Below are 19,440 nucleotides of genomic sequence, written 5' to 3'. Positions count from 1 at the left end.
TGCTTTGAGCAACCTGCGGCTAGTTTCCTAGTTTGCTCTTTGATTTTCATTGAGGATAAAATACAAGAAGATAACTTCTTGAAAAAACAAAAATAGCTCCCTAAGAACTAGGGAGCCCCGACCTCTAAAAGAGGTGCCCGAACAATATGATACCTAAAAATAGGATAATTGTCAATAGCTAACTTTTATTCCTCGATGTTTTCAGTATCATCATCTGAAAACTCGTCGTCTTCTTCGTTAAGATCCACGTCTTCACCCAAGTCATCTGGGGCGATTTCGTTGATTTCTGCATCATAAGCTTCCACTTCGTTTTTCTCATCATCTGGATTTTCATCATCGTATGAAAGAGCTGGATCTGCTTCGTATGCATCTTCGTCTTCTGGATCATCTGCATTGTAGTCAATGGCATCTGAATCACCATCCATGAAGGCATTGACACGTTTTTTCTTAGCTTTCGGTGCCACTTCATCGTCGTCATTTTCTTCAAGAGCGATGATTTCTTCGTCAATTTCGTCCACACCATACCATGAACGAAGCCCCCATTTGTTGTCTCCAAGTGAGATGAAGCTACCGTCAAAGTTTAACTCTGTGTAGAACAAAGGCAAAGCTTCGCGGATATCGCTGTTTGATGTTCCAAGGTAGTTTTGAATTTCGTTTACAAGATCGCTAAAATGCATCTCATGATCGCGACCACGAAGTTCCAAGATAGCACGCGCTACCTCAATCATAGATAGTTCACTTTTTTCTTGCCCAGCAAATACTTCTAATTCCAAAGCGTTTCTCCTCATTTATACTAGTATCGCCAGAGCGAACAGACTCTGACCTCATTTTATCATTTACTCTTTATTTTACGATAATTTTGCAGAATAGTCAAAGGTTAAATGGGAGAAAGTGACAGGACTTTTTATTTCTTTGCTACCCAGCCTATGGCATCACTAGGTGGATTTTCAGTATCAATCCAGATGAATTCAATACCAATTTCCCCATTTTTAAACTTAGTCAAACGAATACCGTTGATTTCCAGTTCATTGAGTCGTTGACCTGTTAAGACTTCACGTTCTTTCAACTGGAAGACTCCTCGTAAAATCCAGCTGCCAAGAATTTCTTGCTTGTCAGTTGACTGAATTGCCTTTCCAGCTTCTTGATTTATATAGGCGTTAATAACATCACCAGAAGATAAAAAGCGTAGTTTAAAAGTTCTTTCTTCTTTAGATAGAGCTAATTTTTTAGTTCCAGGCTCAAAAGCCCCAAATCCAGGACCAAAGAAGTCTGGCCTTTCGTCATGAAAGTTCTTAGAGTCTGGCAGAGGAATGTAAACTTCACTAACTGGACGATAAACCAGCTGTTCAATCTCTTTGATGAGTTTTTTATTGCCAGTATTGTGGACAAAGTGAATCAAGTCCTCACGAATCGCCTTCATCTGAGCTTTTTCTTCCTTGCTAGTCCACTTTTTCAAGAGAATTTCCTCTAAAGAGAAGGTCACAAAAGCTAGTTCTTCTGGAGCCAGACTGTCTTTGAATTTTTCCTGAATCTTTAAAATTCGTGGCAGACGATCTTTTTTAGCTAATTTTGAACCACCATTAAAGGCATTGAAGCCAGAGTTTTCTTCCACATTTCCATGTTTATCTGTGATAGCCCAAGACACTGTCTCTAAGATATCAGTTTTATCCTTTTCAGCTGTCAGTAAATGAAGATTTTCAAATAGCGAAAAAGGATCTTCAATATAATGGACGTCCCAAGTGTCTACAATAATGTCTTTATTATTAAAAGTCATGTGGAGCTGACTGTCAGCTGCTGTGTACTTGTAGTGGTGTTTCCCATCTGTAAAGCGAAAATTGGTTGGATTGTTTTTGGTAGTTGATCCTTCAATGACTAGATTATCAATATCAACTGGTAAATAAGTCGTCTCACCAACAAAAATCCTAGGATTTTCTCCCTTTGGTGTCGGCATCAGAACGTGATAAACAGCTTCAACATTGACCGAATCTGAGTTAAAACCCTTAATTTGTGCCTTAGAAGATTCGATTCTCTGATTTCTTAAGGTCGCAATCTTTCGTGCCAACTCTTCATAGCGTTGATAGTTTTTCTTGTCTGCTGTTTCTTTATCTGCTGAGATATCTGCATGGAATTTGATATCACCCAACAATTCCGTCCAATCTTGTGAGTCTTTCTTAAACTGAGCAATTTTTTGGTCTCCAGAATTGATTCCAAAAGATTTGATACCCACTAGGTATTTATGATTTTCATCCACAACGACAGAGGCATCATAGGAAGTATTGGCAATATCTTCCCCAACAGCATTAAAAGCCTTCTGGAAAACAGTCTCTTGAAATTTAGAATTAACAATTGGAGCAACATAATTCTCTGTTTGTCCCTCATCGTCGGATTCAGCCTTTTGAGAGAAAGCTTGGCTCAAGCTAGCGAAGTTGGTAATTAAGGTTTTGTATTTGTCTTTTTGTTCAGACTTTAGATGTTCCCACATAAGCACCCTCTTTTCTATTTTCAGTATATCAAAAGAAGATTAGTTTTTCACTAACCCTCTTATATATTCGTTAATTAATACTGTAAAATTCGAGATTTCCTCGTTTTTTAACCAATTTTAAATAATCTTCACCAGACAGAAGAGCTAAACCATCGTCATAAGACTTGATTTTTTCAAGAGCTTGATCATAGCTATCTACAAAGTCCTTGACATAGGACTGCCCTTCAAATTGTCCATTCATCTTGGTGTAGATAATGGCAATTTTTCCTGAGCGTGCAAGTTGAGATCGCCCTTGGCTTTCATTTAAAGCCTTGGCAACATTTTCCGCGATACGTTTAATCACGGGAACGACTACGCTATTTCCAGCCTGCTTGTAGAGCTGACCATTGGAAACCCCTTCTGGGATTTTAAAGGACTTAGGGTAACCTTGGACATTAAAGGTTTCTTTGGGAGTCAACTTACGAATCTCGCCACTATCTGTTAGAATCAATGGAACATTGTGTCCACCTGTTCCCATATTGGCTGTCAAAGTAGGTACAACACCGTTCTTGTTTTCTCGAACGTATTGACGACGCCACTGGTAGACCGTGTCTTGACTGGTAACTTCAAATTTTAACTGGTCGTAGAAATTCTGCTTCCCATCACGGTAGTAATAGACCTCGTCTAGCTTATCACCAAAGTTAATCACATCCTGAAGAGTCGTAGTCAGCTTGATTTCCTCTGGAAATTCAAACAAGTCATAAGCTTCCTTGGTATCAAAACCAACAATATAAATCCGCTCACGGTTTTGTGGGATATTTCCGTAGTCTTTCCCGTTGAGAACCTTCCACTTTATAAAGTAGTTGTTCTCGGTCAAGGCTTCACGAATAACCTTAAATGTATTTCCATGGTCATGACCTATCATGTTTTTGACGTTTTCGATGAAAATAGCACGAGGTTTGCATCCCTCAATCATCCGAAGCAATTCGAAGAAAAGATCGCCACGATCATCATCAAAGCCCTTGCGATAACCCGCAATACTAAAGGCCTGACAAGGGAAACCTCCCATAACCACATCCACGCGCTCAGCTGGAATATCCTCTGGCTGAACAGCGTGAATATCACGACCATCCAAATAAGTATCTGGATGGTTTAACTGATAAGTCCGACGCGCATACTTATCAAATTCATTGGCATACACCACTCTGAACTCGTTGGTCTGTTCAAATCCCAACTCAATTCCCCCAACACCTGAGAAGAAAGCTGCAATGTTGTACTTCTCAGGTCGGTTCGAACTTACAGAATTTGTCATGTAGTAACCTGCTTTCTAAGAAATTTGTTTAACTATACTAGTATATCATTTTTAAATTAATACTGAAATATAAACATTTTCCAAACATATATGATATAATGAACATATAAACTTAAGGAGGTGCATAATGCCAAAACAAGGAGATCAATTCATAGTAGAACTTAAAAAAACTAATATTGACTGGGGCACATACAGGAATACAAATTCTCGTCCTCAGATAACAGGAGAATGTTATATCCCAATTCCAAGTTCAGTAGCTCATCAATTTAGAATTTATAATTCCAATCACACTCAAGGAATAGATATTTTAGGGCAGAATATATTTAATGCTAAGTCGACAGATGGCTACTTCGATGGAGTAGTAAAAGTATCAGGGAATTCTCAAGCAGGAGATCCCTATGCTAAAAATCTTTCTGGTAAAGGTAACTTGAAAGCCTTTAACAACTGGTTCAATCAAATGAACGTAACCGTTGGGACAAGAATCAGAGTAGAATGGACTACTCCTACTGATATTTTATTTACGATTATCTAAATATAATTACTAAGATGATGCTGGGCAAAAAAAGTCTCTAAAATCAAAAACGCATAATATCAGGTATTGAAAAACCTTGATACTATGCGTTTTATTGTGGGAAGATTTGCTTCATTTTCTCCTGAAATTGAGTTTTTGCCCAGTCTTATCTTTTATTCAAGTAATCTTTGTATTCTTCTATCTACATAACTTTCATATAAATCAAAATTTTTAGTAGTTACACTTCCATCATAATATTTTACTAATTCAAAAGGAACTCCATAATCACTCAATTGGCGCCCAATATCAGTCAGAGCATTATACTCTAGCTTTTGCAGAAGAATTTTAATCCCAGTAACATCATCAAAGTTTCTTCTGTAAACCTTTGAATAATGGAATCTATATAGCAAATCAAATACACCTAAATACTTTACAAGATGATATTTAAATATTGTATAGATTAATTTAGAAGTTTGACTAATTGCTTTATCTTTACTGTAATTCTGCTGTTTAACGTAATAATCAACAGTTCCTAAAAAGCCTTTTTCTAAAAATCCTGACAGTTGTACTACAATTAAAGAATGATTTTTATTACCTACTTTAGCTTCTATTATCTGTTTCAACTCGGAATTAAAAATAAATTGGCGACAAATATCAACTACTGTTTGAAAACCTTCCCAATGAATTTTTGTACCGTTGCTTAGACTTAATACTTGCTTTAATCGATCAATTTTACGAAATTCAACCTCGGACATTACTTTTATTCGATTATAAATCAAGATTTTTTCCAAAGGGCCTATAATTCTATATGATTGAAAAATAAAATCTGGTAGTCCTGAGTCTTGTTTTGCCTTATTAATTTCATCTTTAAACCTTTTATCATCATCTGTCAAAAATTCATCCAGAGTCACTTCTAAATCAATGTCAGTTTTATTGTGGTAATTATCATAATTTTTATGTTCAATTTCATCTTGTTGCGAATTAATGATAGTTTCAAATTCTTTTGTTAAATCAATAACATTACCACTATAATGGACATTAAATCGACCAGATCTCCCAGCAATGTTTTTGGCATCAAACTGTTTTAATGGCTTCCTTCCTTTTTTTACTGCAGTAACAATCAAATTCTTTGCAGTTGTATTGACTCCTTCAGTAATTGTTGTTGTCGAAAAAAGACACAATAGTTGCCCACTATTAAACAAATTAATTATTTCATTCTGAAGATATTTTGGTATTCCTGCATGATGGAGCCCAATTCTCTTTTCAAGTGCTTTATATAAAATCCAATCTGATCCAAATTTCTCTTCTATATGTTTTAAAAAAATAGAAAACAGTTCATTATCTTCTTTGGACTCTTTTTCTGACAAAAGCGAAAGATATTCTTCATTTTTCAACATATGATTAGCAAATCTCTCTACATCTGGCTTGCTTCCACAATAAATTAGAGTATTACCTTCTATCTTTACAATAGTTTGTACTACTTTATCTTGTAAGGACGAAGTACCTACATTTAATTTATATTTAATATTTCCAAGTTCAAACTTATTTCTATCAATATGTGTAATGTTCTTAGATACAATCTCAACATCATTATATTCAAGAATTGTAAATTTATTAACTCTAACAAAATTATTGAATGAATTTCTTTCTGCATCTGGTTCCTGAAATTGAATATAAGGTCCAGCGAGTAAAATATCTTTACTATTTTGGCAAGCAAATTCTAAAGCAAGTCTATAAGCAATATCTCGTTCATTTTCTTCTGGAGTGTCATTATCTAAAATAAAGTCGTTGTCTATTTTATATATTTCATCCACAAAAGTAAAATCAAAATAACTAGTATTATTATCTAAAAACGAGAGATATCTTTCAGGAGTATATATAAAAATATTTTTTTCTCCAAGTTCGTCCTCGTTTATTTCACTTAGAGTATGTATTTTATACGAAGAAAAAAATTCATCATTTTGTAACTTTAAATAATTTTCAGATAACAGACTAATCGTAGGAAAAACTAATAGTATATTAGAATAATCCATTTTCTTTATAATAGTATAAACAATAAAAGTTTTACCAAAAGAAGTTGGAGCAGAGAGAACATATCTATTAACTAAATTAATTTCGAATAATTCTAAAACTTCTTTTTGATATTTATGTAGCATATAATCATTTACGATTAAATTCGCTTCATTTAAAAATGAACTCATGGATAATAAATTCATATCCTCTGGATTTATTTCATTACCTTCTTGATATTTTCTTTCAAGTAGCTCAAAGTATTGTGGTACTCCAGCTTCATTTGCTATATAACGCAAGAAATTTAAATCACTACTTGTAAGTTCGTCTTTTTTTACAGCGTCGTAATAGTCACAAGTTGTCTTGATAAAGGTACCTCTTCTTTCAGGGTATCGCTTATATAAATTTAATTCTTTGATTAGATAAGCGGTTCTTTCGTTTCTATCCATTCAATCACTTCTTCCTTTAATTTATTAGAATCATCAACAGGTAATAGCATTACAAAAATACTTAGATTAATTTTTACAGCCGGCATAACTGTGGATTTAGACAGCTCATCATTAATTTTCTTCACACAAGAATCAATTGACTTTTCATAACTAAAAGTACCTTGTTTCTGATATGCTATAAAAATAGGATATATTAATTCGATATGGTTAGCTGTTAATTCGTCTATAAGAATAATTTCAGGATTGTCTTCCCAACTTTCTATTATAGTATCTAAAGTAGTATGCGACTTAGAAATATTCTTTTTTTCTTTAATAATTGCGTATAAGTGATCATTTAAATAACTATCTGAAAGTGAGCTATTCATTTTAGAAATAACAGATTTAATCCCTGAGGAAAATTTTTTATGGAACTTAGCTTCACCAAACCAAAGTTCCAAGATTCCATTATTATCCACTAAATGAAACGCATCAAATCCTTTTGCTTCAGCTTTTTCAAGAGGAGAATAAAAATAACCTCTAGCAATTAAAACATCCGTATGGAAATAATTTCTTAAAAATAAATCTAAAAGTACTTCACCATAAAATCCATATTGAAGTTTGGTTGAAGATTCATCCTCTTTATCATACCTCAGTTTAAGTTTAATTGCCTTTGTTTGTTCTCTATCTAATTTACTATAGTCAATCTCAGATTCATTTTCAGCAAATTCAATTATTCCATTATAAATAATTTTTGAAATATCATTATCATTACCTTCAAAGCAGTACTCATTTTTCCCTTTACTTGTTAAATTGCTTTTATTTATAGAAATTGAACTTCCCTTACCGTTTGTGAAATTAAAAGGTAACTTATATTTCAAAACAATAGAATTATTAATTAAATCTTGAAGTGTTTTTCTCAAAATTACTTTTCCTTCTTATCAATTTTCAATTTCATTATACCAAAAAACACGGCTCATCACCGTGTTTCTATGTTTATTTAACCAGTTTCTTCATCTCATCAATACGTGCTACGGTCGCGTCGTATTTGGCTTGGTAGTCGGCTTGTTTGTCGCGTTCTTTTTGGACGACTTCTGGTTTGGCATTGGCTACGAAACGTTCGTTAGAGAGTTTCTTACCAACCATATCCAGTTCTTTTTGCCATTTAGCCAGTTCCTTGTCGAGGCGAGCTAGTTCTTCTTCGACATTGAAGAGGTCTGCCAGTGGCAAGTAGATTTCTGCTCCTGTGATGACGCTTGACATTGCGAGTTCAGGTGCAGGGATGTTTGATGCGATTTCCAAGTGTTCTGGATTTGTGAAGCGTTTGATGTAGTTGACATTGCTGTTAAAGAAGGTTTCCAAGTCGCTATCGCTTGTCTTAACAAGGATTGTGATAGGTTTGCTTGGAGCTACGTTTACTTCCGCACGCGCATTACGAACAGCACGGATCAAGTCTTTGAGGCTTTCTACTCCTGTGTGAGCAGCAAGATCTTCAAAGGCTGGATTGACAGTTGGGTATTCTGCTGTAACGATAGAGCCTTCTGAGATTTGTCCAAAGATTTCCTCTGTCACGAATGGCATAATTGGGTGAAGGAGACGAAGGATCTTGTCCAAAGTGTAAAGGAGAACAGAGCGTGTGATAACTTTCTCTTCTTCGTTGTCGCTATAAAGGACTTCCTTAGTCAACTCAACGTACCAGTCCGCAAATTCATCCCAAATGAAGTTGTAGAGGATGTGTCCAGCGACACCAAACTCAAACTTGTCAAAGTTTTCAGTGACTTTGCCGATGGTTTCATTAAGGTTGTGGAGAATCCAGCGGTCTGTGACATTACCAGCTTCCTTGTTGACAACTTTTTCCACATTGGCAGTTGCTTGCTCAAGGGTCAAGCCTTCATTGTTCATGAGGATGTAGCGAGAGATGTTCCAGATCTTGTTAATGAAGTTCCATGAAGCATCCATTTTCTCGTAAGAGAAGCGCACGTCTTGACCTGGTGCAGAACCGTTTGAAAGGAACCAACGCAGGCTATCTGTTCCGTACTTATCAATAACATCCATCGGGTCAATCCCGTTACCGAGAGATTTAGACATTTTACGGCCTTCCTCGTCACGAATCAGACCATGAATCAATGCATTTTTGAATGGCGATTTGCCAGTAAATTCCAAACCTTGGAAAATCATTCGAGATACCCAGAACGGGATAATATCATAACCAGTCACCAAAGTTGATGTTGGATAATAACGTTTGAAGTCTTCTGAGTCGACATCCGGCCAGCCCATGGTAGAGAATGGCCAAAGGGCAGAACTGAACCAAGTATCCAAGACGTCTTCGTCCTGAGTCCAACCGTCGCCTTCTGGAGCTTCTTCGCCAACGTACATTTCACCCTCGGCATTGTACCAAGCAGGGATTTGGTGACCCCACCATAGCTGACGAGAGATGACCCAGTCGTGGACATTTTCCATCCATTGGAGGAAGGTATCATTGAAACGAGGTGGGTAGAATTCTACCTTGTCGTCTGTGTCTTGGTTGGCAATGGCGTTCTTAGCCAATTGGTCCATCTTGACGAACCATTGAGTAGACAAGCGTGGCTCAACCACTACACCTGTACGCTCAGAGTGACCAACACTGTGGACACGTTTTTCGATTTTGACGAGGGCACCGATTTCTTCCAACTTAGCAACGACTGCTTTACGGGCTTCAAAACGATCCATGCCGGCGAATTCGAAGGCAAGCTCATTCATGGTTCCGTCGTCGTTCATGACGTTGACTTGTGGCAAGTTGTGACGTTGACCAACCAAGAAGTCGTTTGGATCGTGGGCAGGCGTGATTTTCACGACACCAGTACCAAATTCAGGATCTGCGTGTTCGTCTCCAACGATTGGGATGAGTTTGTTAGCGATTGGAAGGATGACGTTTTGACCAATCAAGTCCTTGTAGCGTGGGTCTTCTGGATTGACCGCAACGGCAACGTCCCCAAACATAGTCTCAGGACGAGTTGTTGCCACTTCAAGGGCGCGTGAACCGTCTTCCAGCATGTAGTTCATGTGGTAGAAGGCACCTTCGACATCCTTGTGGATAACCTCGATATCAGAAAGGGCTGTGCGAGCTGCTGGGTCCCAGTTGATAATAAATTCACCACGGTAGATCCAACCTTTCTTGTAAAGGTCCACAAAAACCTTACGAACGGCTTTTGACAAACCTTCGTCAAGAGTGAAACGCTCACGAGAGTAGTCTACAGAGAGCCCCATCTTGCCCCATTGTTCCTTGATGGTAGTGGCATATTCATCTTTCCATTCCCAGACCTTATCGAGGAATTTCTCACGGCCGAGGTCATAACGGCTAATCCCCTCGCCACGCAAGCGCTCCTCAACCTTAGCCTGAGTGGCAATACCAGCGTGGTCCATACCTGGAAGCCAAAGCGTGTCAAAACCTTGCATACGTTTTTGACGGATAATGATATCTTGAAGAGTTGTATCCCAAGCGTGACCAAGGTGAAGTTTACCAGTTACGTTTGGTGGTGGAATAACGATCGAATAAGGCTTAGCCTTTTGATCCCCTGAAGGCTTGAAAACATCAGCATCAAGCCATTTTTGGTAACGACCAGCCTCAACCTCGGCTGGATTATATTTAGGTGAAAGTTCTTTAGACATGTGTTTGTCCTTTCTCTATTGTATTCATTTTATTTTGAATTTGCTTAGCAGCTTCTTCTGCAGACAAATTCGTATTATTTATTTTAAAATAGTGGTGCAGCTCATTCGGTTGATGTTGGGAATTTAATTGAAGTGTTTCAGCGGTCTCTAAAATTTCTCTTTCAGATACCTCAATATGCCGTTTCAAGGGCTTGTGCTTCAACCGGTTCTCCGTTTGATTTCGATGTAAGCGCTCCTCAAGACTTGTTTCCAACTCCACAAAAAGAATCTCTTGATGATAGTCATCCAACAAATCCTGAATTTGCTTCAAATACAGCAGCTGGTACTGATTTGAAAAATCAATTACGTCTGTTAAAATTACTGATCGCTGATTTCTTGCACTTGCTCCAAGGAAAGAAAAGGTAATTCCACGAACAAATTCCCACATCTCCTCTGTATAGTCCTGATAGATTTCTAGTGCAAAATCGATGGCTTGATGGTTATAAAATAGGGTAGAATCCGTCAGTCGAGACAGTTCTTGACCAATCGTCATTTTTCCTGAGGCTGGAGCACCAATGATGAAAAGATGCATCAAATTACCTCCCACTCACTCCTCAGCAAGCCATATCTCAAATCATCACAGCGGTTGCCTTGAGCATCTTTGCGGTCTCTTATGCGAGCTTCAAGGGTAAAGCCAAGCTTTTCCGCGACTCGTTGACTTTGAAGGTTATATCCAAAGCAAGTTAGTTCAATCTTGTGAAGACCAAGTTCTTTAAAAGCTAGATCAATCAAGGCACACGCTGCTTCTGGAACATAACCTCGACCCCAATAGTCTGGGTGCAAGGTATAACCAATCTCCAGCACATCGTCCTCGTGGCGGTGATTGAAGTCAACAGAACCGATAACATTATTAGTCCCTTTGGGCACAATTCCATAACCTGCTGGGAGATTTTCCTTTTGATTGCGCTCGGGTAGGATATGCTCCAGATAGTAAATTTCATCTTCCAAGGTCTTGACGGGTAGAAAGCCTGCTGGGTAAGAGACTTCCGGACGACTAGCATAGTCAAAGATATCCTCAGCATCCGCCACAGTACGGACTCGTAAAACGAGACGTTCTGTTTCCAAGCGTTCTGGCAGTTCAGTTCTTGCCATCCTTTTTCCTCGCTTTCTTAATGAAGCTCCCCTTAATATCTACACGCTTGTCCAGATAACGATAGACGCGCTGGTGACCGTCCCCCATAAAGTAAATCGGTGAAAAACGGTCATTTTTAAAATGTCCCTTATCATCCAAGAGTTCAGGATTAGCCAGTCGGTCCAGAATCTTAGCAAAGATGTGGCAGATTCCATCTCCCTCGATAATCCGATCTACCTGACAGTCCAATACGACTGGACAAACCTCTAAAATCGGTGCCTGAGTTCGTTCAGAAATCTCGTAGTCTAGTCCCAGGTGTTTCAATTTCTCTCGATGACTGATAAAACCAGCCTGCTCCATCTCGAGCATGAGATTTTCATCAGGGATATTCACAGTGAACTGTTGATAATGCTTGATTTGCTCAGCCGCATTTTCCTCAGCTCCGACACCAATGACTAGCCAATCTCCCAAGCTATAAGAGGAGCTACAGGTCGTAATATTGTGTCCAAAATTCTGATCCTGATACCCCAAAATGAAGATAGGAAAACCATAATAGAGTTTACTTGTTTTAAAAGATTGCTTCATAACAACCTCCTTTTACTAAGACGCAAAAGAAAATCCCTGCCATCTACATGACAGGGACGAATGTATTTATCCGCGGTACCACCCAATTTCGGGCAGTTGCCCGCAACTCTCGTCTTTAAAACAAAAAGACACTTTTATTTCATTTTCAGCCATTAGCAACTAGTTTTGACACATTTGTGGACTTCTCAGCACCGCCACTTTCTGTAAAATGTGGGATTCAAAACACCTCTAATGGCTCTATTGTAGCAAGATTTTTTCGGAAATGCAAGGGACAAGAAAGATTACTTGAACTTGATACCATTTTCTTTCAATTTCTTGATGGTAGCTGGGCCGATTCCTTTCAAGGCAAGGAGTTCTTTTTCAGTCCAGTTTTTGAAATCTGAAGCAGACTTGATTCCTTCATCGTAGAAAGTTTTGGCACGATCAAGTGGAAGTCCACCCAAGTTTGCTGCAAAATCTTCTACAGAATTGGTTACTTTTTGAGCTTGCTCTTTGGTAGCTTCTACTGCTTGTTCAACTTTTTTAGAAACAGCCTTACCAGCTTCGATCGCTGATTGCTCTGCACGTTTTACGACTTTTTTTGTCTCTTCTACAACCTTAGTCACAGTACTTGAAAAGGCACCTGCGCGACGGAGGCTATTTCGTAATTGTTTTTTACGATTGAGTTTCTTTGACATGATAAAATCCTTTCAATAAAAAACCCCTGCTCTGACAAGGATTTAATACAAATATTCTATCAAGATTTTAGTAAAAAATCAAGAATCTATCTCATTTAATAATTCCGCTCACCAAACAATCCCTCTGGTAAATCATGGAATCCCTTGCCTGCCTTGAAGTTTTCAAACTTACCAAGCAAGAACTGATAAGCATCCAAGCGGCTCTCATAACGAATCATGGCATCTTTGGCACGCTCGTCCTGGTCTTCTTCGTAAACTTTTTGACTTTCCTTGTGCGCCATGTCGTTAATCATGATTTGGGTATTGACCCAAGCTTCAAATTCCTTCATAAATTCTTGTTCGTAACTCATTTTTTCTCCTTATTCTAATCCACGGAAATAGTCCGTATCAATCTCACGATAGGGCTGGATATCCTGAACGTATTCCAGCACACCTTGGAATTCTCCGTTTTCATCGTGCACTGCTGCGTAGGTGATGTGGACAAACTTACCTCGCGACTCAGACTTGAACCACATTTCATACTTGTCTTTGCTTCCCTCACGAAGCCCCTTCATGATGGTCTTTACCTTATCCAAGTACTTAGGTGGATGACAGAGTTCGACATTGCGCCCAACTTGGGACGGCGTCCGTTTGAAAATCATCTCATCAGCTGGCGTATTGTCATTGTAATACTGGAAAATATCGTCTTTATTGACAAAGGTAATCTCCATGGGGAGGTGATTGAGGATCAGATTGGCCTGCTCGACTGAGAGATAGCCATTGCCAAAAGCCTGTGGACTATGGCGGTCCAGCACCGCTTCCTTTTCCTTAGGGGTAAAGGTAATGGTAAACTGTCCTTCTGGCGTATCGATAACTTGCTGAATTTGACCTTCAGCAGTGTTTAGCTGCACGGGCTCCTCTGCAATCTTTTCCTCAACAAAACTCTGTCGTTCTGGCACCCATTTCTCAGACGGACGGATGATAGCATAGCCATAGGCATCGCTCTCCTCCGCTATCTGAAGCCAGTCATCTTGGGTGAAGGACTCAAGGAGAATCATGAGAAGGATGGACTCTTCCTTGAAAATCATACTTTCAAACTCTGTCGCAAAGGCTTCAAAAGTTTCCTTTACAGTGCTAATCGACACTTCTGGTAGTGACTTGGCTGTCGCTAAAGCTGTTTGAAAGAGTTCCCTAATCTGGTCATCCACTCCCCACATAACTTTGGGAGGTGAATCGTGTCCATAACGCTCCATGATAGGAAAGAAGAGTTCTTCCTTACGTTGGTAATGGATGTCAAATTGCCCCACAAGTCCCATCTGACGCACCAAGCCCTTGCGCATCTCCGCAAGCATTTCTTCATCTTCCATGGACTCATAGGTATCTAACAATCTCCGAATGCGAATCAAGGCCGCACGGAGGGCCAGATTTTCTTCCTTGAAGACACGAACTGGGTGGCCTGGATGCTCAGTATCTGCAACTTCGACACCCTTAACAGCATTTTTAAAAAGATTAGCATGGACATCACAGAGTTCCATGACATCTTCAAAGGTGACACCTGAGTCTGAGTTCATCAGCTCGTGCTCCATAAGGGAAATCTCGATGGCTGAAACACCTGTAAAGGTCGCATCAAAGCGCTCCTGAACCGACTCAGGAGAGGCGCCATTGTGCAATTCTAACAAAATATCCCGTAGGATATGAATCCGTTCATCTGCCATTAGTCTAACCCAATCACTTCGTAGCCGTTTGCTTCCAGTGTGCGAACAATCTTGTCCATAGGAGTTCCTTCAAGCTTAGAACCCTGCTTAAGCGATACTTTACGACCAACTGTATTGCGCATTAAGGGATTGGCAAGGGGTTTAAAACCCAACTCCACTAGAATCTCTAAGACCTCTGGATGCTTGTCCACCACTTCTGCAACAGGAATTGACACATCGATGATATTGTCCATGACGACCTCCATTGTATGTTCTAAAATGATTTTACTGCTTATATTATACCATATGGAAAGAGATTAAAAAACTAGCAGGAGAGCTCCTGCTAGTTCTCTGCGACTTGTATTACCATCTAAATAAGTTTAAAGAGCCAATCCAATATTTTAAATAATAGCTTGTAAAACAGCAATTGGACTGCAAAAGAGATGATCATCCACAAGAATTTCACAATCCCAATAATCGGTTTGATAAAAAGAATAGCAAGAAGTTCCAAAAAAATTTCATTTTCTATCCTCTGGCTTGATGAGCCACCGAGCCGTATCCATTAACTTGTCTGCAATAAAGAGTTTCCCTAGACCGACAACGACATGGTCATCTTTCTTTATCGTTTTCATCACTTTTACACCTTGCATGGTCAAAAAGTAATTTCCGTAAGTTTTAGCTAGAATTTTTATGAGTCCCATATTACTCACCTTCGATGATTTCAGCTTCTTTTCGGATAGTATCAATATCTATTTGATGCTGCCCTTCATTATAGTTAACTAATTTGGATAATTCCTTTTGCAGTCTTTCCCCCATCGGCTTCATAGTCGCAAAGGTTAAGCCACCAGAAAGGACACCTCCTAAAATAGGAATCACTTTTCCCATTCCCTTAGCCAAGCCTCCCTTTGTCAAGCTGACTCCAAAAATTTTCAAAACTTTTTCCAGAATAGGATACCAAAGTGTCTTTGTCAAAGCTTTCTGCGGAATCGTCTTCATCACATGCTTGGCAACTGTTACACCTCCAGAGCGAAGTAAAGCCCCTGCTCCATTTACCCCTAGCATGACACCGAGATAAAGCAAGAGGGTATTTTGAGCATCCTCGCTCAATTCATCACGGGATTCCCAAAGATCATCAAATCCATAAATATAGCCTAGTTCTTGGGCCAACTTTAATGAAAAAGCATAAAACTGAACTACATCTGTTGGAATAGTGATTGCCATGGCAATACCACCAGGTAAACCTGCCAAAATCGAAGTCCCGCTTGCTCGTAGAACATTGTCCTTAATACAGGTCTTAGCAACTCGATCCAAGCTTTCCTTTGTTAACAAAGAGGTCGGACCTTTTTCCAATAATGTAGCAATATCCTTTCGATCTAACTCTTTAGAAAACTTGTCAACTAAAAATTTTTCTCGATCAACTTTGACCATGGGTAATTTCACCACTTGTCGCAGCACTTGCATCGCTAACTCTTGTTTGCCCATCTCTACTTCCATTTATCATTCGTATTAAACATTATCATATCATACTATAAGGTATTTACAAATTTTTTAAACTGTTTTTTGCAATTACAAATACAGCTATTAATAGCTAGAAGAATCCAAGCACCAAAAAAGAGGGTTGCCCCTCTTCTTAGTTCTTATCCAGATTGCGTAGCATCTCGTCAATCTTATTTCCATATTCGATGGATTCGTCTTTGACGAATGTCAAATCTGGGATTTTGTACAATTTCAAATTGCGACCAAGTTCACGTTTGATGGTGCCAGTTGCTTTTTCAAGCCCGATTTGAGCTTTCTGGTTATCTGAAGCAAGGTTACTCAAAATGGTGTAGTAAACCTTGGCAACAGACAAGTCACCCAGCATCTGAACATCTGTGATGGTCACGCCTTGGACACGCGGATCACGGACTTTCTTTTGCAAAATCTCATTGACTTCACGCTTGATTTCCATGCCCACACGATCCGTACGGAAATGATTTGCCATGATATTCCTTTCTCTACTTTGAACCAAAAGCTAGGCCAGCAGACCTAGCTATTTTTAAATTTATTGATTTTCATTTCAAATTGGAACGAAGTTCAATTTGAAATCATCTGCTTCTTTCGCCGTGGTGAAAGTGATGGAACTGATTTATCAGTCCCATCACAGGGGATTTTTGAGACCCTAGGCTCAAAAATAAGCAATGAAACCATCGGTTTGCTTGCGTCCCTCACCACCTAAGAAAGGAGCAAAAAATCTTATCGTTTGATTTCTTCCATGACATAGGCCTCAATCACATCATCCATCTTGATATCATTGTAGCCATCGATCATCAATCCACCTTCACGACCGTTTGTAACTTCCTTAACGTCGTCTTTGTAGTGTTTCAAGCTTGCAAGTTCACCGTCATAGATAACGACACCATCACGGATAACACGGACTTTAGAGTCACGGGTAACCTTACCGTTGATAACCATGAATCCACCGATAGTTCCCACTTTAGACACCTTGAAGGTTTCACGAATAACTGCTTCACCGATAACTTTTTCTTCAAATTCTGGATCAAGCATTCCTTTCATGGCTTCTTCCATCTCTTCGATAACCTTGTAGATAATGCTGTGAAGACGGATTTCCACATCGTCAGCTTCTGCTTGTTGACGAGCTTGTGGTGTAGGGCGTACGTTGAAACCAACGATAAAGGCATTTGAAGCTTCGGCAAGAGTCACGTCAGATTCGTTGATGGCACCGACCGCTGAGTGAACAATGGTAACTTTGACACCTTCCACATCGATTTTTTGAAGTGAGGCAGAAAGGGCTTCAACAGAACCTTGTACGTCGGCCTTTATGATAACGTTAACTGACTTAAGCTCACCAGCTTTAAGGGTATCAAAGAGGTTTTCAAGGCTGACACGTTGGGTAGCTTGACGTTGTTTCATGAGGGCACGTTTGGCACGTTCTTCACCTGCTGCACGCGCAGATTTTTCATCTTCGTAAACAGCAAAGTGGTCACCCGCCATTGGCGCTTCGTTCAAACCTGTGATTGAAACTGGTGTTGATGGTCCAGCAACTTTAACACGACGACCAAGGTCATTGGTCATAGCACGGACACGACCGAAAGTATTTCCGACAACGATTGGGTCTTGAACATTCAAGGTACCTTGTTGCACAAGAAGGGTTGCAACCGCACCTTTTCCTTTATCCAAGCGCGCTTCGATAACTGTACCAATCGCACGAACTGTTGGGTCTGCCTTGAGTTCTTGGATTTCAGCCACAAGAAGGACTGTTTCCAACAATTCTTCGATGTTTTGGTTGAATTTAGCCGAGATTTCAACAAATTCAGAATCTCCGCCCCAAGCTGTTGACATAACTCCATGCTCTGCCAATTCACCGATAACACGTTCTGGGTTGGCACCTGGTTTATCAATTTTGTTGATGGCTACGATGATTGGAACGTTGGCCGCTTTTGAGTGGTTGATGGCTTCGATAGTCTGAGGCATAACCCCGTCATCTGCCGCTACAACCAAGATAGTAATATCGGTAACAGACGCACCACGCGCACGCATCGATGTAAAGGCCGCGTGTCCTGGTGTATCAAGGAAGGTGATCTTCTTGCCATTTTCCACAATTTGGTAGGCACCGATATGCTGAGTGATACCACCTGCTTCACCTGTCGCAACACGAGAGTTACGAAGGGTATCTAGGAGAGTTGTTTTACCGTGGTCAACGTGTCCCATGATAGTTACAACTGGTGGACGCTCAACCAACTCATCTTCATTAAGATAACCATCTTCGACAAAGAAACGTTCGATATCGGCATTATCCACTTCAACCTTTTGTTTGGCTTCGATACCATAATCCACCATGAGGAGTTCAATTGTTTCCCCATCCAAGGATTGGTTTTGTGTGGCCATGACACCCATCATAAAGAGTTTCTTAACGATTTCAGCTGGTTCACGTTTGATACGTTTTGCGATTTCCGCAACGGTCATACCATCTGTATACTCAAATTCTGTTGGCAATTCATGGAATTTACGTTCTGTAACAGGTTTTGGAGTCTGATTACGGTTGTTCTTGTTATTGCCTTTTTTGTTCTTTTTGTTGTTATTCCAGTTACTATTCTTTTGATTTCTCACTTGATTTTGACTACTTCGATTCTTTTGTTGTTTTCTAGGACCATCTTCTTCGTGATCATAATCATCGCGCTCTTTGTCTGGTCGGGCTTGCTTCTTACGACGTGTATCCACTGCAACTTCTTTTTTCACAGGAGCTGTTTCAACCACTGCTTGAACTTGTTGCGCTTGTTCAGCTAACTTAGCAGCTTCTTCAAAGATTTCCTCTGGCTCCTTGCGTTTGTTAGCTTGAGCCAAGGCTTCTTTGGCAGCCTGAGTCTGCTTGAAACGTTCCTCGCTTGAACGAGCGTACTCTGCGTTTTGCTCTGCTTTCAGGGCTGCTGCACGGGCTTTAAAGTCAATGCGTGGAGTCGCTTGATTTGGACGTTTGTCCTCTTGTTGACGGCGCTCGTTTCCACGATTTTGCTGACCTTGCTGTTTTTTAGCTTGATCATTAAAGCGACGATTGTCGCGGTTGCCTTGACCTTGTTTTCCGCCATTACGGCCGTCATTTTTCTGACGGTTGCCGTTTTGTTGTTGGTCACGGTTATTGCCCTTATTTTGCTTGCGTCGTTCTGCCTGCTCTTTGGCACGGGCTTCACGCTCAGCCTTGAAATTACGGCTTTGCGGTTTTGTTGCTACTTTTTCTGCCTTCGGAGCAACTGGCTCAGCTGGTTTTACCTCTTCCTTAGCTACAGCTGGTTTAGCTGGCTCAGATTTTTCGGCTTTCTTTTCTGCACTTGCTTTTGGTGCTGCAGGTTTTGCTTCTTCTTTCGGAGCAGCTGCAGGCTTAAAGCTGGCAGCGATTTTTGCAGCGACAGCTTCTTCCACACTTGATGAGTGGCTTTTCACATCCAAGCCCAACTCTTTTGCACGCGCTACAACTTCTTTACTTTCTTTTCCAAGTTCTTTTGCGATTTCGTACAATCTTTTCTTAGACAAAT

18 protein-coding genes are annotated in these 19,440 nt (G+C 39.7%); 1 reads left to right on the top strand and 17 read right to left on the bottom strand.

Annotated elements, in window-relative coordinates; all coding sequences use genetic code 11:
- Positions 1-185 precede the first annotated feature (185 nt).
- The 3 genes from rpoE to ADG81_RS02700 all read right to left on the bottom strand — a co-directional run bounded on the left by rpoE (position 186) and on the right by ADG81_RS02700 (position 3,773).
- The gene (gene rpoE / locus ADG81_RS02710; protein WP_000418409.1) at positions 186-773 is read right to left on the bottom strand and encodes a DNA-directed RNA polymerase subunit delta; all 588 of its coding nucleotides are present in this window, start codon (positions 771-773) and stop codon (positions 186-188) included.
- Positions 774-904: 131 nt separating this feature from the next.
- The gene (locus tag ADG81_RS09820) at positions 905-2,482 is read right to left on the bottom strand and encodes a hypothetical protein (RefSeq protein WP_049550827.1); all 1,578 of its coding nucleotides are present in this window, start codon (positions 2,480-2,482) and stop codon (positions 905-907) included.
- Positions 2,483-2,552: 70 nt separating this feature from the next.
- A complete protein-coding gene (locus ADG81_RS02700; protein WP_049550826.1) occupies positions 2,553-3,773 on the bottom strand; it encodes a DNA cytosine methyltransferase in 1,221 nt (406 codons plus the stop codon).
- Between the two features lie 127 nt (positions 3,774-3,900).
- Here ADG81_RS02700 and ADG81_RS02695 point away from each other — a divergent pair, with 127 nt between their 5' ends.
- Entirely contained in the window at positions 3,901-4,305 is a 405-nt protein-coding gene (locus ADG81_RS02695; protein WP_001125912.1) for a hypothetical protein, read from the top strand.
- 152 nt (positions 4,306-4,457) lie between these two features.
- Here ADG81_RS02695 and ADG81_RS02690 read toward each other — a convergent pair whose 3' ends face one another.
- The 14 genes from ADG81_RS02690 to infB all read right to left on the bottom strand — a co-directional run bounded on the left by ADG81_RS02690 (position 4,458) and on the right by infB (position 19,438).
- Positions 4,458-6,743, bottom strand: a complete 2,286-nt coding sequence (locus tag ADG81_RS02690) for a helicase-related protein (RefSeq protein WP_000375691.1) — start codon at positions 6,741-6,743, stop codon at positions 4,458-4,460.
- Positions 6,713-7,642: a HamA C-terminal domain-containing protein gene (locus ADG81_RS02685; RefSeq protein ID WP_001232735.1), complete on the bottom strand. Its 930-nt coding sequence runs from the start codon at positions 7,640-7,642 to the stop codon at positions 6,713-6,715. The genes ADG81_RS02690 and ADG81_RS02685 overlap by 31 nt, the downstream gene beginning before the upstream one ends.
- A 73-nt stretch (positions 7,643-7,715) precedes the next feature.
- On the bottom strand, positions 7,716-10,367 hold the full coding sequence (locus ADG81_RS02680; RefSeq protein WP_000032150.1) for a valine--tRNA ligase: 2,652 nt from the start codon (positions 10,365-10,367) through the stop codon (positions 7,716-7,718).
- Entirely contained in the window at positions 10,360-10,938 is a 579-nt protein-coding gene (locus ADG81_RS02675; RefSeq protein ID WP_049550825.1) for an AAA family ATPase, read from the bottom strand. The genes ADG81_RS02680 and ADG81_RS02675 overlap by 8 nt, the downstream gene beginning before the upstream one ends.
- The gene (locus tag ADG81_RS02670) at positions 10,938-11,498 is read right to left on the bottom strand and encodes a GNAT family N-acetyltransferase (RefSeq protein WP_049550824.1); all 561 of its coding nucleotides are present in this window, start codon (positions 11,496-11,498) and stop codon (positions 10,938-10,940) included. Before ADG81_RS02670 ends, ADG81_RS02675 begins: the two co-directional genes overlap by 1 nt.
- Positions 11,485-12,063, bottom strand: a complete 579-nt coding sequence (locus ADG81_RS02665) for a flavin reductase family protein (RefSeq protein ID WP_049550823.1) — start codon at positions 12,061-12,063, stop codon at positions 11,485-11,487. Before ADG81_RS02665 ends, ADG81_RS02670 begins: the two co-directional genes overlap by 14 nt.
- A gap of 281 nt (positions 12,064-12,344) precedes the next feature.
- A complete protein-coding gene (locus tag ADG81_RS02660) occupies positions 12,345-12,740 on the bottom strand; it encodes a helix-hairpin-helix domain-containing protein (RefSeq protein ID WP_049550822.1) in 396 nt (131 codons plus the stop codon).
- Positions 12,741-12,835: 95 nt separating this feature from the next.
- Positions 12,836-13,090: a DUF1912 family protein gene (locus ADG81_RS02655; RefSeq protein ID WP_000119707.1), complete on the bottom strand. Its 255-nt coding sequence runs from the start codon at positions 13,088-13,090 to the stop codon at positions 12,836-12,838.
- Positions 13,091-13,099: 9 nt separating this feature from the next.
- Complete coding sequence (locus ADG81_RS02650) at positions 13,100-14,434, bottom strand: DUF438 domain-containing protein (RefSeq protein ID WP_049550821.1); 1,335 nt, start codon at positions 14,432-14,434, stop codon at positions 13,100-13,102.
- Positions 14,434-14,667, bottom strand: a complete 234-nt coding sequence (locus ADG81_RS02645) for a DUF1858 domain-containing protein (RefSeq protein WP_000368739.1) — start codon at positions 14,665-14,667, stop codon at positions 14,434-14,436. The genes ADG81_RS02650 and ADG81_RS02645 overlap by 1 nt, the downstream gene beginning before the upstream one ends.
- 264 nt (positions 14,668-14,931) lie before the next feature.
- Positions 14,932-15,114 carry a hypothetical protein gene (locus tag ADG81_RS02640; RefSeq protein WP_049550820.1) on the bottom strand — a complete coding sequence of 61 codons (183 nt, stop codon included), beginning with the start codon at positions 15,112-15,114 and terminating at the stop codon, positions 14,932-14,934.
- Position 15,115: 1 nt separating this feature from the next.
- On the bottom strand, positions 15,116-15,895 hold the full coding sequence (locus tag ADG81_RS02635) for a hypothetical protein (protein WP_049550819.1): 780 nt from the start codon (positions 15,893-15,895) through the stop codon (positions 15,116-15,118).
- A 148-nt stretch (positions 15,896-16,043) separates the two neighbouring features.
- Entirely contained in the window at positions 16,044-16,394 is a 351-nt protein-coding gene (rbfA, locus tag ADG81_RS02630; protein WP_001273601.1) for a 30S ribosome-binding factor RbfA, read from the bottom strand.
- Between the two features lie 251 nt (positions 16,395-16,645).
- Positions 16,646-19,438: a translation initiation factor IF-2 gene (gene infB, locus ADG81_RS02625; RefSeq protein WP_049550818.1), complete on the bottom strand. Its 2,793-nt coding sequence runs from the start codon at positions 19,436-19,438 to the stop codon at positions 16,646-16,648.
- Positions 19,439-19,440: the final 2 nt, after the last annotated feature.

It is taken from the genome of Streptococcus pseudopneumoniae (assembly GCF_001070815.1).
In the GTDB taxonomy this organism is placed as follows: Bacteria; Bacillota; Bacilli; order Lactobacillales; family Streptococcaceae; genus Streptococcus; species Streptococcus pseudopneumoniae_P.
The sequence above is the reverse complement of the archived record's forward strand: the minus strand, read 5'-3'. Positions and strand labels throughout refer to the sequence as shown.